This window comes from Amphibacillus jilinensis Y1 (assembly GCF_000306965.1).
GTDB classification, from domain to species: Bacteria; Bacillota; Bacilli; order Bacillales; family Amphibacillaceae; genus Amphibacillus_C; species Amphibacillus_C jilinensis.
On record NZ_JH976436.1, the window covers coordinates 280,236 to 295,940 of the forward strand.

A 15,705-nucleotide genomic window follows, 5' to 3' on the forward strand; every position below is an offset into this window, starting at 1 on the left:
GAATTTTAGTGATATCGTTTTAAAAAGTTTTTTTAAGCAACTTGTTGCTGATTTAACACTAAATTCACACGATCACTTGCTAATTTTGATGCATTATAAACAAGCGTGACGATGTCAAAATGAACTTTTGCTCGTTTTCCAGTTCGATAACGCACATTGTCCAGTTGAAAATATTCCTTTAGATAACCATTGACGCGTTCTACTGCTGAGCGGCGCTTTGATATATGTTTCCACGCTTTTGACCCACGAGCTGGGGCTGTATATTTTCGGAGATCTGTCGTGATTTTTACTTTATAAACCTTTTGGCAAATACTTTCGTTAGCTAAAGGACAGTCGCTACATTCTTTTGGTCTTGTGTATTTCAACGTTTCATACTTGGCATAAAAACTATCATAACGATAGGAATGTTCCCTAAAACAGGTTGGGGCAAAGTGTTTATCAAACCCAATGGGTTCTGCTTCATTTTTCTTATTATAAGCAATGACAGATTGGTTTCCCATTCGATGAACTTGAACATAAATAGGGGCGTAGTCATATCCTGCATCCATTGTCTGGTAGGTCAAAAAAGGCAAGGATAGGCATTCATCCACTCCCTTTAATAAAGGAATAGCTGCTTTTCCATCATTGAGACTGCCAGAAGAAAAAAGAGACTGTAAAATGTACTGACTGGATGTTCCAACAGCTAAGTGACCTTTGTAGCCGTACCAAAAGACATTTTTTCCTTCGCTGTTCTTTTTCACACCCCATTTAGGGTCTTGAGGAACTTCCGAACGTAACTCATGTAAAGGAACATCCAACTGAGCTTCTATTTTCTTTTCGTAAAGGGGAAGTTTTGCTTCCTTTTCTGCTTGTTCCATCAGCCATTGTTCTCGCTCGTCTTTTGGTTTGCGCCCGCGCTTGTTAGGCTCTGCTTTTGGCTTTTCTTCTTTTGGTGGTGCTTGATCACGTGCTTCAAAATGGGTGGCGTCAATAGCGACGGTGTCATCCATAATAAAGCCTTCAGCAATGGCTTGAAGAACAACTTTCTCTTGTGACTTCTCTAACACATCAGAGGCACTCAGTTTCGTTATAAGTCGTGAATAGGCAGCTTCAGAGGGAGTGTTGTCAGACACAAGAAACCCACAATTCAACTTAAATAGAACGTCATCATTCAGACGTTTGATCAGGTCCTTCATCGTCGGAATGCGCTCAACGATTCGTACAAACATAGAAATAATCATCGCCGCATAATTCAACGCTACGGGTGCACCAAGTCGGGATTTTTTGTTTATTTCATGGTAGATAGCATCCAAATCTATTGCTGAAATAATGGCTTCATAACGTTGGGTAGGTTCCATCTCGTATAATTCTTGGATGCCAAATAAGTTTTGTTGTCGTATAATGGTCATAAGGGGTACTCCTCCAGTCTTTTTTTGGTTGTCTCTCAACTACCATTATACAAGATTTGGGGAGGTACTTCCTTTTTTATCTCTCAAACTCGTTGGGGCTCAAGGACTCTGAATTATGAAATTCACTCTATTAAATAAAAATAAAATTTCTGTTATTTTAAAAGATTCATTATTGCTTTTGTCATATCATCCGGATCAACCTGATTGCCGCACATATGGTAATGAATGATAGCACCTGTGATGATATCGTAACACCGGACAGCCAATCTATTAGCATCCGCCCCCGACGCTATCCAACCTTTCTGTTGCATCCCCTGAATAATACGTGAGACATCTTTAATCCATTTTTGATGATAGCCATGAAAAAATGCTTGGACTTTTTCATCATGTCGATTTTGTATATAGAAATCATAAAACACCAATGTCCAAGTCGAAGCGATATAGCGATTCAATACTGCACGACTCCAATAACTGATGGTGCTTTCAAAATCAGATCCAATAATTTCAAGCTCATCCTCGGTGTGATCTTCTTTAAAAAAGAAACCTTGATCGCTTAGAAGGTGAAAAAAGAAATCCTGTTTGTTTTTAAAATGCACGTAAAACGCACCTTTGGTATAACCTGCTTCATTAGTAATATCTTCAAGTCTAGTCGACGCATAGCCATTCTCACAAAATACTTTCATTCCTGCATTTAATAGATTCTGATAAGTTTTTTCTCGTTTTAGTTGGAATTTATTCTTTTTCACTGCCTCCACCTTCCTTTAATTAAATACTAACCGATTAGTATGTATTTAGCAAGCTACTTATTGTTTATTGCATACTGTAGCCATCGGCATTTAATTTAGGTTCTAAATCAAGTGTTGAGGATGAGCTACACGCTTGCTTCAACATTCGACTTAAACCCATTATTATTGCTCAACTAAGTGTGGTTATTCAAATATCTTAGGTGAGGAACTCTATTTCGTTTTGAATCATTCAACTTACCAAGATTTCTTTAGACAATAGTAGCTAACCTACAATTCTACCACTATTATTTGTAGAGACCTCACCATCGATAAGTCCATTGTATGAATCATCATGAACAATTCGGTCAAGGACGCCTTAAATCACTATTTTTAAACAAGGGCAAAAACCATCCTTTTTTTAACATTTTTATCAGATAAATAAGATAAGAGTTCTTCCCGCTTTTATCTAGAATTCTTTTTGCCAATTTCACGCCTCAAATCAGAGACCATCTGATCCACCAGTGCTTCTTGATAACCCGCTTTTTTCTTGATCTCCATAGCTGACACAACTGGTGCTAATGCTATATTTGCAATTGAAGCCAATTTATTCATTCTTTCTGGAGGTAAGTCGACGTCAGCCTGAGACCGTTTGTAAGAAGCTTCATCCATATTCCACAACCTCGCATTTTCTGGATAGCGCTCCATTAATCTCGCCGCCATACTCAATCCTTCCGGGTCAAAATCCCCTGCATAATACAACTCGCAACCATTTTCCACTAACCGATCCATTAATAATAAAGCAGCTAATTTAAACTGACCATGGGTACAGATTATTGGCGCATACGGTACGTCATCTAGGATACTGGAATAGACACCAGAGTTCTCTACAATCCAAACTTTCATAAGTCCATTTTCTGGATAAACAGAGGTTAACGTGACAAGTTCGCGCAAAGGGGCATTTAATACACTTTCCGTTGAAGTCGCTGCTCGCCACATGGAATGTACTCCGCGTTTTGTTTCTGCTAGTAAATTAGCACATGTGACATAGTTGGTGATATCATCACGCAAAATGTTGTACTGCAACAGTAAATCATTAATACCTTCACTATCTGTTGGGATGAACACTGTCCCTTCTTCCTGTCGATGAACAGCTAATACATGAATCCAGAGCTTCCCTAAGTTCGTGTTGCGGTCAAAAGCATGTGGATTACGTATCATTCGCTGACTAAACATAGGGAGTCGCTCTAGCTTTTCAGGTAAAGAGGTGATTGCCACGTTTAGTAGTTCTACTGTTTTATAAAACTCCTGCTCACTCTTCTCCATCCACCTATAGATCCAGTACGTATCCGCAGATTTGTTCTGCAGATATTGAAACCAGAAATATAAAGCAGGAAAATCATTTTGCAGGCTTTTCAGAAAGGTTTGTTGTTGTTGATCTTTTAACGCTTTTGCTTCTTTTTTAGAAACAAGTGATTCTCCAAAATACGCCTCTAATAATTCCTGAAGACCAATATGCTCAAATTTCGTCCTTTTTAACTGTTGTTCAAACTGATCTAGTGACACTTTCCCTTTCTTCTTCAGTTCACTTTCTGATAATCCAAAATAGAACGCAATGTCGGCTAACTCCTCGTCTTTCCAATCAGTGAGTTTAACCGTTCCACCAACTCTTCCAAGTGATTCGTATCTTTTCTTAAAAAGAACGAAGAGGCGGTGAAATCCTTTACCGCCTCGAAAATAGTCTATTGCTTCTTTCATGATAGAAGGCTCTCCTTTACATGAGTGTATTATCTTCTATTTCTTCCTGTGGCAATTGTAAATCCAATTGCTTGCCATCCCAATGATATCGAATAACACTAACAAAATCAGCATTTTTCGGTCTCACAAGCTCACTAACGGCAAGCTGTGAAATCGTATCATAATCACCCCAAAGTACTTGAGAATTCATAATATAATCAAATCCTAATTGCTCGACGACTTCAAACATTTCGCGAATATTATTTTCATCGACACCAGCAAAGGCTTCATCTAGGGAAATGATGTAAGGGGCTTCTTTCTCCGCCTCTTGATAGCGGGAATAACATGCGGTGAACAACGGAATATACATCGCCATCGCTTTCTCTCCACCGCTAAACTTATAAAATTGATTGTTCGTCAGATCACGCTTAGACTCACCTTCTCGTTGGAAATACAGGATAAACGAAAACCATTTCCGATAGTCGAGAACCTCTTTCAATACTTGAAGAAGTGTTTGAATTTCTGTTTTTCCATCCATGAGCTCTTTTGCCTTGGCGATTTTCGAGCGGAAATGCGTCGTTATTTTTTCTAAATCTTCTTCTTTTAATAAGCGGGCATCCTGCTTTAACAATCGCACCAAATCAATAGTATCTAATTCTGTCTCTGCATCAGCTGTTCTCGGCTTCCAGCGAATAGAGAACGATAAACCGGAGGACGTATCTCGTGTTGTCATTAGCTTATCCATTTTTTTTGCCCACTGCTCTGCACGACGAATGCGAGCGCGAAGTTTTTGACCCACTGATTTGTATAAAATTTCTTCATATAACGCTTTGTCTTGGTCATTTAGGAGGCTTTGTTGCCTGTTTTGGTCTTCCTCAATTTTGCGTTGCACCGTGTATGGGCTAACCTTTTTACCGAGATAATCCAACTCGATAATTATCCGATTCCCTTTTTGTTTCCATTTCTCGATGTGGGGAAACTTCTCTTCGTCTGTTTCATCTTCCATCCATGCTGGAATATGAACCGGTGCATTTAGCGTGTGGATCCGATATTCAAGTAGGTTGCTTTGCTGTTTCAGAAATTCCTGATTTAATTGATTGCTAAGCTTACTCAGATCTTTTTCCTGTAGCAATATGCCATGTTTTTTGGTAACTGCTTTTGCAATTTCTATGACTTCCTGTTCTGTTTCTTCTACTTCCCATGCATGGCCCCGTTTTAATTCCGCTTCAAATGAAAGCGCCCATGCCTCGTACATTTTTCCCCAGAATGTAACTTGATCTCTTTTTGCTTTGATCTCACCTATGGCATATTTTTTATCCGTTTCTTTACTCGGTAAGGTAGTTTTCTTATCAATTAACGCCTCATCAATTTCTTTTAATTTCTGCTGTACGTGTGCAATTTGTTTCTGAATATCTGTGACACCTTCCCGCTCCATCTGATGCTTTATTTGTTCGATATCCTGACCCAGACGTACCGCACGGTCTTGGACAATGTGAATGTCACCTTGCAGCTCATCCATCTCCTCAAACAAGTCTTGTAGCTGATTGCCCAGATCCTTTTCTCTTATCTGCCCATGCACATATTGAATATGCTCTTTCTCTAATTTAGATAGATCTTTCTCATATCGTTTAATGACAGTAATTGCATCCCCGTAAGCTGGTAAAGTAGCCGCGATATTATACAATCTAGTCTGTTGATCTAGCTTACTCTTCACTTTCGAAAGTTGATCATGGATATCCCTTAGCTGTTCGGATAATGTCTGCATCCGTGCTTTATGCTGTTTCATGTTAAAACGGGCTTTCGCTATTTCATCAAAGCTTGCTTGCAGGTCGTTGTCACAAGGGAAATGCGCGAGTTTGTCCTCAGCAGCTTTAATTGTTGTCTCCAAGTTTTCAATCGATTGAGTGATTTGCGTATGCTGTTGCTTTAGCTCCTCTATTTCCGTCTGCAATCGCTCTATCTGTTCTTGTTTAAACCGTTTCCGCGCGGTTCGACCTATATAGCGGATCGTCTCTACAGGAACAGCATGTCCTTTTAGTAAGCCAAGTTGATAATCTCCATTTTCACTAATAGAGAATGTAGAAGAGCTATCTTCAGTGATGGCCATACTGCGTAACACTTCATCAATACGACTGGCTGATACATTTGATTCCACTTCTACATCAGGTCTTAAAAAGTCAGCCATTGTGTAGCCCATAATGCTCGGTTCTGGAAGTAAAATCCGGTCGTGCTGGATGTAAATTTCTTCCGAAGTAATGAGGGCGTCTAACAAACCACTATCAATCATCGCCGCTTCGATACGCTTTTGCACCTCTGGGTCCACGTCATCTTGAAATTCAACTGCCGAATAAAACGGGAGGAATGACACATTTTTGTCACGTAGCTTTTGACGTGCTTCTTTAGTGAATAGATCCATTGCAGGCTCTGGATCTTTCTTTTCTTTCCATTCCTGCAGTTCTCTTTCCTTCTCTTTCAATTGATCTTCTAGTAAATCGCGCTCTACTTTCCATTTGGTCAAGTTTTCACCTTGCTGTTGCTGGTAACGGAAAACTACTTCCCGAAATGGGCTCTTTACTCTATCATAGTCATGGACTTCATAAAGCGCTTGTAGGGAACGAGATGCTTCTTGAAATGCTGCTTCCTCAACCGTCAGCCACTCCTTCTCCTCAGCCCACTGATGAATTTCGTTAATTTTAATCAACGGCAATCCTTTCTAAATCACTCATGTGTTCAGCCGTCTCTTTCATCCAAACAGAAAAATCAAAGGATTCCATTTGGTGCCGCTTAAAATCAGTCTTGTTCATATCATGTTGGGCGAAAGATGCCTCGTCTGCGTCATTATCCAAGTCAATCAACATATCCTCCATCGTTCGCAGACGGTGGCCAATCTTTTCCTCCACTTGATTTTTTTCGACCGTCAGTTGACTCTCTTTTTTTCTTTTTCCAGAAATTTGCTCATTTTTCCGCCGTAAATCATCCTGATTGCTGGATAATTTCTGCTTCGCATCATTCAATTCCTTTTGTAAATTCCACACTTTATGAGATTGGAGCCGTTCGCGTTGTTTTGTAAATGTTTCTTGTTCTTGACTCAACTTTTGAATGTCATCTGTTAGTTCCGTAATTTCTTTCGAAAGCTTCGCACTCGCTTGTTCTAATTCAGAGAGTGCTTTTTCTTCTTTTGCCAACTTTTCACCCGTCATGATCATTTCATTGGCATGGTCCGCTAACATGCGTTGGTTGTATGTCGTATAAACGCGATTCAAACTCGTGATTGCTTCCCTCTCCCGCTCCAGCTGTTCGATTTGCTGCTTTGTTTGGTCCATTTGTTCAATCGTATCGGACAAATGACGCAAATCATCATCAGTCAGGGGTGGGAGGGCTGCTTCTAATATTTCATAGATTACAGTTGGGCGAAAATCCTTAGAAAGCTTCGGACTTCTTAACTGAATTAATAATTTTATTAAATCCTCGTATGCTTCGTCCGTTTCAAAGCCAAAAATATATTTGTTGACTAGTTTCATATATTCACCTTTGGTTTGGACAAGGTGCCCACCATCGTCAATGACATTTTCCAACTCTACACGTGAACGCGGAATTTTTTGTTTTTTACCAGCATTTATCTCATATTTATATAGTTCCAAATCTTGACCAATTCGTCGGTTGTCGGTAATGACAAAACCCCAGAAATTCATTGGCTTATTCCGTTTTGCCTGCAAGCCAATGCCGATTGTCATAAATTGCTCGGTCTCCTTTCGCTTGAATTCAAGGTACAAGTATCCGGTTCGCTCATCCCGATTGACTATCTCTTTTTCTCCAAGCAAGTAGTCCTCCATGCGACGTGCTCTTGAACCGAATGGATCCAAGCGATCTGGTGATGTTTTACCATCCAAAAGCACTGGTAAAAAGCTTTGCATCGTTACCGATTTTCCAGATCCATTGCTTCCTCTTAACAGCAGTTTTCCATCAGAAAAATCAAAAACTTCTTCATCATAATACCAAAAGTTTAATAACCCTGCGCGGTTCATTTTCCATTTGTTCATCATCGTTCCATCCCTTCCTTATCAAAATCAGCTGGATATCTGCCGATGACACGTCCAATCGCAGGCCTGATAATCAGCATACCTGTATCACATTCTTCCTCCATTAGTTCCCATTCTTTGAGGACTAGCCGTAATTCATCAGCAACGGCTGCATAGCTCATATCCCGATATTGCTTACTCCAACCTGTACCATACTCATCTTTAATATTTTCCACTATCGTTGCAAAATCTACAGTTGTCAGTTTTATTTCCCCAAATGCATTGACCACATATGTATGGAGATGCTCACGCACATAACTAGAAAAATGAAGTGCAATACTCATGATCGCTTTCTGATTAGGAAACAGACTATATCGTTGCTTCCGCTCTGGTAATACTAGGAGAGCTGCATTTTTAAACACCTCTAATTGAAATGGCGTATGCGCCTCTAAATCGTCACGCAGACGGTTCCGGTAATTACGGATATAGGCGAAGTCTGGGTCCTGTTCACTTTCCCGATATACTACTGGTGAAAACATTAGCTTACGATAGACTCGCTTCCTACGCTCGTCCGTCTGCTGACGTTGCCATTCACTATCTAAAATTTCTCTTGCTGTCTGGTAGTGAAATAAATCCTCCGGATAGGAGCGCATGAAGTACCGTGCATACACAGTGACTTCATAAAGCACTTCTTGATCCTCGTTTGCAGCGAAATTCTCAATATCCCCATCTACTGCCTTAATAATTTGAAAATTCATCATACACTTAAGCGCCCGAACGAGTGCCTTACGGTGTTGGTAATTCGTCCAATCAAGCGGAAGCTCCCCGGGAAACAATTCTCCTATTTCTTCCGTTATTTCCGATAATAAAAATTGCTCATCGACAGAGCGACGTTCAGTAAATGCAAGTCCACAGCAAAATATTGCGTAATCTCTTGGCGTCGTGAATTCCTGAATGCCCATCCATGCTTTTGGATCCACAGGTATTTTTTCCATTTTAATAAAGTGTTGATGAACAATTAAATCGAATCCAAGCCGCTCACTCACGTATTTCCTTAGTTTTTTCTCTCGCTCTCTAATCATTTGATACGTGGTTGGGTCTGTCGCACGAAGCACCCAAAACTGCTCGAATAATATGCTTATTGCTTCTTGAGTTTGATCATCAAACGTTGCTTGTTCGATCACTATACGTTCACCTCTTCATCGATAAAAATAAATGTGGCATCTGGCATTTCAAGCACCCCATCCTCTGCGTGGAGATGGACTCGTTCTTTACCAAGCACGACTTTGACGTTTCTTCCAAGCTCTGTCTTGATAGTTCGGTCTTTTTTCGCCATTGCTTTTCCTAGCCACGATAATAGTAATTTTCGGACATGCGCTTCTACTAACGGTAAATTTGCTACTTTTATCTCATTTCCCTGTATATATTGATCGATCATTTTCTTTTCACGTTGCTTTCGCTCTAAATGGATGCGCTGCATCATTTCTTTTTTCTCTTTATTACTTGTTACTGCACCGGCTTTTGTTTTCTCCCGGTAGTTTCGCACAATTGGCTTCGTCTCATGTACCATTGGTTCCTCTTCCCACACATCGGTGTAGATATCATCGGACGGAACGTGATCAATGAAAAAGTGTCTAGTATGAGAGACTCCGAAAACTACAGAGGACAATTCGTGCGCCTTGTCCATTTCCACCATGGCATCGAACCACTTTGCTAGGTGAAGATAATCTTTTTTTCGACTACGAAAATGTTGGTGTCGCTCCCCAAGCCGCTGTACTACACGGGTAATACGACGAATCGTTTCATTTGTTCGTTGCTGCAGCATTTCATATTCGCTCTCTCCGTGCTCATTGCCAAGGAACCATGCCTTTAAGCTTAACCATCTTTCTCCATATTCCTCCATTGGGTTCGTTTTGTTGTCGTCTGTGACGCGAAAGGTTTGGTCTTGGTGTCGGCTAACCTGTTTGAAAAAGACTTGCAGGTCATCTATCGATAAGTCGAGCAAAAGATCCTGAATTTGTAATGCCGTCCCCTGAAGAGAGATAATAAAATCGCGCAAATACGTAGTAAACTGATCCTTGTAAATCAGAAAAGCTTCTGTCTGCATGCGCTCCTCGACTTCCTCACTGTTGATATACGCCATATAATCCGATGTATTTTGGATAATTGCCCGTAAATAAGCCATGACGTCTTCCCATACTTGTGCACATTCTTCATCGGATTCTTTCGTCTTATTACGCACCACTTGTTCAACTTTTTGTAATGATTGATACAAACGCTCAAACTGCGTACGCTCTAATGATCCACCAAACGATTCACCCATATTTTCTAGCTGTAGCATCATCCGTTCAAATTCCACCGTATACGGTGTGCATTGGTACCGAAATCTCTTTTTCTTAAATTCTTCAATCGTCCTTGATTTTCCGGACTCCTGCCTCGCAATGAGATTGCCCCACTTTACAAGAACATCCAAATCTTGATGCAACGAATCCTCAGTGTAGTCATGAAATGCTGGTGCCTCTTTCAAACTAGCGAAAATTTCTTCAGGAAACAAAAACTCACGCATGCGCTCGTGCTGGATATAAAAATAACGCAAAATCGCCCTGTAACTCCAAGCCTTTTCTGCAGTTAGATAAGTTGCTTCTTTTACACGCTTGTACATCATATCGCTCCTTAGATTGGAATACTATTTATTTGCTTTTTTTGTTAATTCGTAACGTCATCCACATTGATAATTTCTACTATTATTTTATATTTTATAAGGAAAATAGTCTAATAAAGAAAAGACGTGCTACGAGAATGAGATAATTAGTATTATATAGGATAATCTGTAGAACTAAAACAAAATTGAGAGCTTTTTTCATTGTTCCAGAATCGCGGATTACCATGGAAAGAAGGCTTTGATGTTTATGCGATATAGCTAGATTTTCACGCTTCGGCATGTTTAAGCGAATAGGTAATGTATTTGAATCGATCCAAAACATTTTCTTTTGCAGTTAGTATAATGCTAAAGGTAACTGTGCTTGACTTACTATTAGAACTCGTTGGATAATATTAAATTTTTCGTCCAACGATTAGAAGAGAAATGTTAAGCTCAACTAAATTGTTCGATAAATGCAAAATCCTATCTAATAATTTTTGCTATTTAATTACATGACCCTAATTATAATTGGAGATTGATCTAGTTAATGATTTGGCACATACGTTAAATAGAGGAGGGGCGTAATTATTCCATGCAAAAAACGACCCTCATTGCTGAGAACCGTTCATTTGGTATGTCAAAACTAAACTGGGCAAAAATTATAGGGACAGTTGTTTATATTCAATTGGTATTAAATAGTCTAAAGTTCCATGAATTCCAATGTTATTAAGCCAATAGACAACCAATCAAGCATCGCTCTTATTTGTGCACCTATTCGACAAAAAACAGGAAGTGACAAGCACCGCACCACTCTAACCTTAGAATGAATCCAATATGTGCGGTTGATTTATTTCACTTATGTCTTCCCACGCCAAGATCTTTTCTTCTACTTGTAGCTTGCCAAACGCTCGTAAGTTATCAAGGGACTCACTTCCTAATAACCATGCTGATACCATATTTATGTTTCCACTAACAACAATATCTGCAGTAGACTCTTCCATATAATCTACCTTGTTTATCGTTACACACATACCATTTTCAAATGTCACTAACCACACCCCCGTATTCCATGATGCATGCGTATCTTCTATCTCAATTAAAAGTTTTACCCGTTTCTTTGTCGTAATATAAGGGTATCGGTTCATAAAACCAACAAAATCAACAATTCGAGACATAAAATATGCCTCCTTTGTATATGGAATACTCGGGTTATCTAGATAAAAAGCTAACGTCTCATTAGGTTGCACATGTAAATCAACATCGTCCACCATTGAATCGTGATTTTTTATCCATTGAAGCAGACCTTGACATGCTTCTTTCGAATGATATACAAACTCTTTTACGTACAATGTTGATTTTTTTATATTTGCTATTAAATAGCCGCTCGGTTTTTCATTTCCATCATAATAAATAATGACACTATCTCTTTCTGAAACCACTCGGTTTTCCCACCACCAATCATCACGGTCGATCATTAGACCATATTGCTGGGCTGCTTGATGATATAATGTAGCTAATTCGACTAGATTCGTTTCTATACTAACACGTCGACAATAACCTTCTATATGTTGCAATGATATATCTTTTGGTACAAGTTTATATTTGTATGTATAGTGAGTTACCTCGTAGCCAAAAGATTGATAAAATTTAATTAAAAATGGATGAAGCATAGACAGAACCTGTCCTTTTCTCTTCATTTCTATAAATCCTTGTCGTATTAACTGATTGATATGACCGTTTCTTCTTAATTCCGGCCAAGTAGCAACACTTGCAATACCACCAAAATCAATTGAGTCCTTTCCTATAAAAAGTTTTAAAGGCAGAATGTGCAGCTTAGCTGCTAGATGATTATTTACAAATGAACCTAACACAAATTGTTGGCCTTGCAACTCCTTTTTCTTCTTTTCGCGTTCGTAGTCTGAGAGTGTATATTGAAAGGCATACTCATCTAAATTTAGTGCAGCATCAAAGTGGGCTGACTCTACCTGCTTAATCTGAAAATGATTCATTACTCAACACAACCTTTTAATTGTAAGAATAGTTCTTACTTTTATTTTGATATAAAATCCATTTTTTTGCAACTTCTTTTTAATTTATCTCCCTTATAATGAAAATATAATAATCAATAGTATCATTCAACAAAAAACGGGAGGTGACAGGCACCGCCAAACCTAGTAAAATAAGATGCTATGAAAAGAGAAAATTTAAGATATGTCATATAAAATGATTAAGTTAGATTTAGATGATACATTACTACGTGAGGATTAAACAATTTCTGAACGAACTAATGACAGCGCAGGAAAAAGGTGTGAAAGTAGTACTTGTCTCAGTGTTAAGCCTAAAGCAATTTAAGCAATTACAAGAGATGATGTGGTTAGTTCGAAGGAAAGAGTCACCGGCTCAAGTACAGAGAATCATTTTTTTGAGCGAAAAGTGTTCAGAATTAATGAGCATAAAGTGTTCAAAAGTACTTGACGGTGACAGCATTACAGACGGATCACTAATTAATTTATTATAAGGCGTGCCAAGATATTTTTGTAAATCTCCTACAGTGTTAGAACCAAGTAGACCATCGTCTTTGGATCCGATTTTGCGTTGCAACCTTCATACCCCAACATATATTAGGGCCTATATTGTTCATTTTTCTGGCTCTAAAATATATGTTGGGGTAAAGAAAAAATTCAGAGAAAAAAAACACGCAAGCTCCTTATTTGGGTTGTACAATATTTGACGTAGGTGAAGAGAAATCTCCCTTTCATAATTATGTGAAAAGGAGATCGAAATTCACTAGCGTCTTTTCTATGTATATAGATAGAAAACAAGTGCGTTTCCCTGTAGAATTAAAGTCGACGAAAACCAATCCAGGAGGGAACGCACTTGTCATACTCTAATGATATTAGAATGTTACTCGATATTCAAGACCGAAATATAACTTTTGAGGAAGGATGCCTCTATGATGGGGAATTAAAGGGAAAACCGTGTCGCTATGTAGAAGGAAAGTTAACGTATACACCAGAAGCTTGCATAAGTTGTGGCGTTAAGAATGAAGATTACACGATCTATAAAAATGGCACACAATGCTCACGTATTACCCTTCCGATTGATGGGGTGAAGAAAACCTACCTGAATTTGAGAAAGCAACGCTTTAAGTGTAAGGCGTGCGAGGGTACGTTTACCGCAACTACCTCTCTTGTAGAAAAACATTGTTATCTTTCGAAATATACGAAGGCATGTGTTTTAATCAAGGCGACAGAAGCGCAGTCTTTACAGGATATCGCAAAAGATACGGCCGTGTCTGCGACAACGGTTCAACGGCTCATTACGGAAGAAGCGAAAGGGTATAGCTTTCATCATTGCTTATTACCTAAACATCTTTCGTTTGATGAATTTAAATACGCCAAAGGATTGATGGCCTTTGAATACATTAACGCGGAAACGGGCGATATTCTTGATATCCTTGAATACCGAGACGCTCGAAAGATTAAGGATCACTTCATCGCGAATTATAGCTTAGCTGACCGCAAAAATGTGGAAACCATCACCATTGATATGAATGCGGGATACGTGAATGTCATCAAAGCGATGTTTCCTCAAGCGGAGATCGTTATTGATCGTTTTCACCTCACGCAATTAATCAATCGTTCCATGAATAAGACGCGTATTCGTGTGATGAATAGCTTCCATACTTCTAACGGAGAAGATCTTAAGAAATACCGTCGCTTAAAGCGTTACTGGCGTCTGTTATTAAAGCGTCAATCGGATTTATCGAATACAGAATATAAGTATTTTCATTTATTTGGGCAACGGTTGGAAACCAATGTAGTAGAAGAACTACTTCGTTTCTCCTCTGAATTAAAAGAGAATTACGACTTGTATCAGCGTATCTTGTGTGCGTTTGAGCAAGCAGATCAGGAGGCACTGCGGACGCTCTTAAACCACCAGCATAAAGGCCCAGTCTCTAGCTATATGAAGACAAGTATGAAAACCTTACGCCAACACCTGCCTTACATTAAAAATAGCTTTACGTACCCGTTTAACAACGGACGCATCGAGGGGATCAACAATAAGATTAAAGTGCTTAATCGTGTGGCCTATGGTTATCGCAATTTCAGAAACTATAAATACCGCATCTTACTTCATTTCAAGTTAAGATCAGTTGAATCAAAATCAACAAAAATGGTGCCAAACCAAACAAACATTCAAGCAGTATAACCCTACTTAAATGTTTGTGAAATTCAACTATAAAATTGTCGACAAAAATTCTGACCAACGTCATTTGACAAAGAACCAATTTATATAGAAATGGGACAAATTTGGGACAGAATACACAAAAACAGCCTAACCGCAAGGGCTAAGCTGTTATAAAAGATACCGGTGGTCGGGGTCGAACCGACACTCCTGTGAGGGAACGGGATTTTGAGTCCCGCGCGTCTGCCAATTCCGCCACACCGGCACAATATGGAGGCGGTAACCGGATTTGAACCGGTGATAAAGGTTTTGCAGACCTCTGCCTTACCACTTGGCTATACCGCCATCTTTTTATTATATGCTTAAATAAAAAAATGGAGCGAAAGACGGGATTCGAACCCGCGACCCCCACCTTGGCAAGGTGATGTTCTACCACTGAACTACTTTCGCATTTAATGGCTGGGCTAGCTGGATTCGAACCAGCGCATGACGGTACCAAAAACCGTTGCCTTACCGCTTGGCTATAGCCCAATACTATAATAATAAATAAAATCACTAATGGGGCGGCCGATGGGGATCGAACCCACGAATGTCGGAACCACAATCCGATGTGTTAACCACTTCACCACGACCGCCATAAAAGCAAAAGCAGGGGTAGTAGGAATCGAACCCACACCGGAGGTTTTGGAGACCTCTGTTCTACCGTTAAACTATACCCCTATGTGAGAATTGAAATTTAATAAAGAAAATGGTGGAGGGAGTAGGACTCGAACCTACGAACCCGATGGGAGCGGATTTACAGTCCGCCGCGTTTGGCCAACTTCGCTATCCCTCCAATTATAATAATCAACTGGTGCCGGCCAGAGGACTTGAACCCCCAACCTACTGATTACAAGTCAGTTGCTCTACCAATTGAGCTAGGCCGGCATATGGTGGAGGATGCAGGGCTCGAACCTGCGACCCCCTGCTTGTAAGGCAGGTGCTCTCCCAGCTGAGCTAATCCTCCGTCT

Annotated in this window: 10 protein-coding genes and 9 tRNA genes; 2 read left to right on the top strand and 17 right to left on the bottom strand. The window is 39.6% G+C overall.

From position 1 onward, the window contains the following. Window positions 1-32: 32 nt before the first annotated feature. From B494_RS0111570 to B494_RS0111595, 7 genes are all read right to left on the bottom strand, one after another. Window positions 33-1,388 carry an IS1182 family transposase gene (locus B494_RS0111570; protein ID WP_017470474.1) on the bottom strand — a complete coding sequence of 452 codons (1,356 nt, stop codon included), beginning with the start codon at window positions 1,386-1,388 and terminating at the stop codon, window positions 33-35. Window positions 1,389-1,540: 152 nt separating this feature from the next. Then, a complete protein-coding gene (locus tag B494_RS0111575; RefSeq protein WP_017472567.1) occupies window positions 1,541-2,134 on the bottom strand; it encodes a TetR/AcrR family transcriptional regulator in 594 nt (197 codons plus the stop codon). 441 nt (window positions 2,135-2,575) lie between these two features. Beyond that, window positions 2,576-3,868 (bottom strand): TIGR02679 family protein, encoded by a 1,293-nt coding sequence (locus tag B494_RS0111580; RefSeq protein WP_017472568.1) that lies wholly within the window; start codon window positions 3,866-3,868, stop codon window positions 2,576-2,578. Between the two features lie 16 nt (window positions 3,869-3,884). Beyond that, complete coding sequence (locus tag B494_RS19935) at window positions 3,885-6,548, bottom strand: TIGR02680 family protein (protein ID WP_051128245.1); 2,664 nt, start codon at window positions 6,546-6,548, stop codon at window positions 3,885-3,887. Further along, entirely contained in the window at window positions 6,541-7,887 is a 1,347-nt protein-coding gene (locus tag B494_RS20175) for an AAA family ATPase (RefSeq protein ID WP_144032225.1), read from the bottom strand. The genes B494_RS19935 and B494_RS20175 overlap by 8 nt, the downstream gene beginning before the upstream one ends. Then, window positions 7,887-9,050: a TIGR02678 family protein gene (locus B494_RS0111590; RefSeq protein ID WP_017472569.1), complete on the bottom strand. Its 1,164-nt coding sequence runs from the start codon at window positions 9,048-9,050 to the stop codon at window positions 7,887-7,889. The genes B494_RS20175 and B494_RS0111590 overlap by 1 nt, the downstream gene beginning before the upstream one ends. Further along, window positions 9,050-10,528, bottom strand: coding sequence for a TIGR02677 family protein (locus tag B494_RS0111595; RefSeq protein ID WP_017472570.1), 1,479 nt, complete (start codon window positions 10,526-10,528; stop codon window positions 9,050-9,052). Before B494_RS0111595 ends, B494_RS0111590 begins: the two co-directional genes overlap by 1 nt. Window positions 10,529-11,099: 571 nt before the next feature. Between B494_RS0111595 and B494_RS21010 the strand changes: the two genes are divergently transcribed. Further along, the gene (locus B494_RS21010) at window positions 11,100-11,237 is read left to right on the top strand and encodes a hypothetical protein (protein ID WP_017472571.1); all 138 of its coding nucleotides are present in this window, start codon (window positions 11,100-11,102) and stop codon (window positions 11,235-11,237) included. An 88-nt stretch (window positions 11,238-11,325) separates the two neighbouring features. Here the strand turns inward: B494_RS21010 and B494_RS0111605 are convergent, their stop codons facing one another. Continuing rightward, the gene (locus B494_RS0111605; protein WP_017472572.1) at window positions 11,326-12,516 is read right to left on the bottom strand and encodes a GNAT family N-acetyltransferase; all 1,191 of its coding nucleotides are present in this window, start codon (window positions 12,514-12,516) and stop codon (window positions 11,326-11,328) included. A gap of 868 nt (window positions 12,517-13,384) precedes the next feature. Here B494_RS0111605 and B494_RS0111615 point away from each other — a divergent pair. After that, on the top strand, window positions 13,385-14,719 hold the full coding sequence (locus B494_RS0111615) for an ISL3 family transposase (protein WP_017470787.1): 1,335 nt from the start codon (window positions 13,385-13,387) through the stop codon (window positions 14,717-14,719). Between the two features lie 157 nt (window positions 14,720-14,876). Here B494_RS0111615 and B494_RS0111620 read toward each other — a convergent pair. The 9 genes from B494_RS0111620 to B494_RS0111660 form a co-directional block, all read right to left on the bottom strand. Further along, window positions 14,877-14,960, bottom strand: a tRNA-Leu gene (locus B494_RS0111620). A gap of 6 nt (window positions 14,961-14,966) precedes the next feature. Beyond that, window positions 14,967-15,040, bottom strand: a tRNA-Cys gene (locus B494_RS0111625). A gap of 30 nt (window positions 15,041-15,070) precedes the next feature. Then, window positions 15,071-15,145 (bottom strand) — tRNA-Gly (locus B494_RS0111630). Between the two features lie 6 nt (window positions 15,146-15,151). Further along, window positions 15,152-15,226 (bottom strand) — tRNA-Gln (locus B494_RS0111635). Window positions 15,227-15,254: 28 nt separating this feature from the next. Continuing rightward, window positions 15,255-15,330 (bottom strand) — tRNA-His (locus B494_RS0111640). 14 nt (window positions 15,331-15,344) lie between these two features. After that, window positions 15,345-15,415: transfer RNA gene (locus B494_RS0111645), tRNA-Trp, on the bottom strand. A 29-nt stretch (window positions 15,416-15,444) separates the two neighbouring features. Next, window positions 15,445-15,530: transfer RNA gene (locus tag B494_RS0111650), tRNA-Tyr, on the bottom strand. 16 nt (window positions 15,531-15,546) lie between these two features. Beyond that, window positions 15,547-15,622, bottom strand: a tRNA-Thr gene (locus B494_RS0111655). A gap of 3 nt (window positions 15,623-15,625) precedes the next feature. Beyond that, window positions 15,626-15,701 (bottom strand) — tRNA-Val (locus B494_RS0111660). Window positions 15,702-15,705 lie beyond the last annotated feature (4 nt).

Bases quoted from the DNA above. Each gene is read 5' to 3' on its own strand.
- B494_RS0111580 (WP_017472568.1), bottom strand. From the start codon at position 3,868: ATGAAAGAAGCAATAGACTATTTTCGAGGCGGTAAAGGATTTCACCGC.
- B494_RS0111595 (WP_017472570.1), bottom strand. From the start codon at position 10,528: ATGTACAAGCGTGTAAAAGAAGCAACTTATCTAACTGCAGAAAAGGCT.
- B494_RS20175 (WP_144032225.1), bottom strand. From the start codon at position 7,887: ATGAACAAATGGAAAATGAACCGCGCAGGGTTATTAAACTTTTGGTAT.
- B494_RS21010 (WP_017472571.1), top strand. From the start codon at position 11,100: ATGCAAAAAACGACCCTCATTGCTGAGAACCGTTCATTTGGTATGTCA.
- B494_RS0111605 (WP_017472572.1), bottom strand. From the start codon at position 12,516: ATGAATCATTTTCAGATTAAGCAGGTAGAGTCAGCCCACTTTGATGCT.
- B494_RS0111570 (WP_017470474.1), bottom strand. From the start codon at position 1,388: ATGACCATTATACGACAACAAAACTTATTTGGCATCCAAGAATTATAC.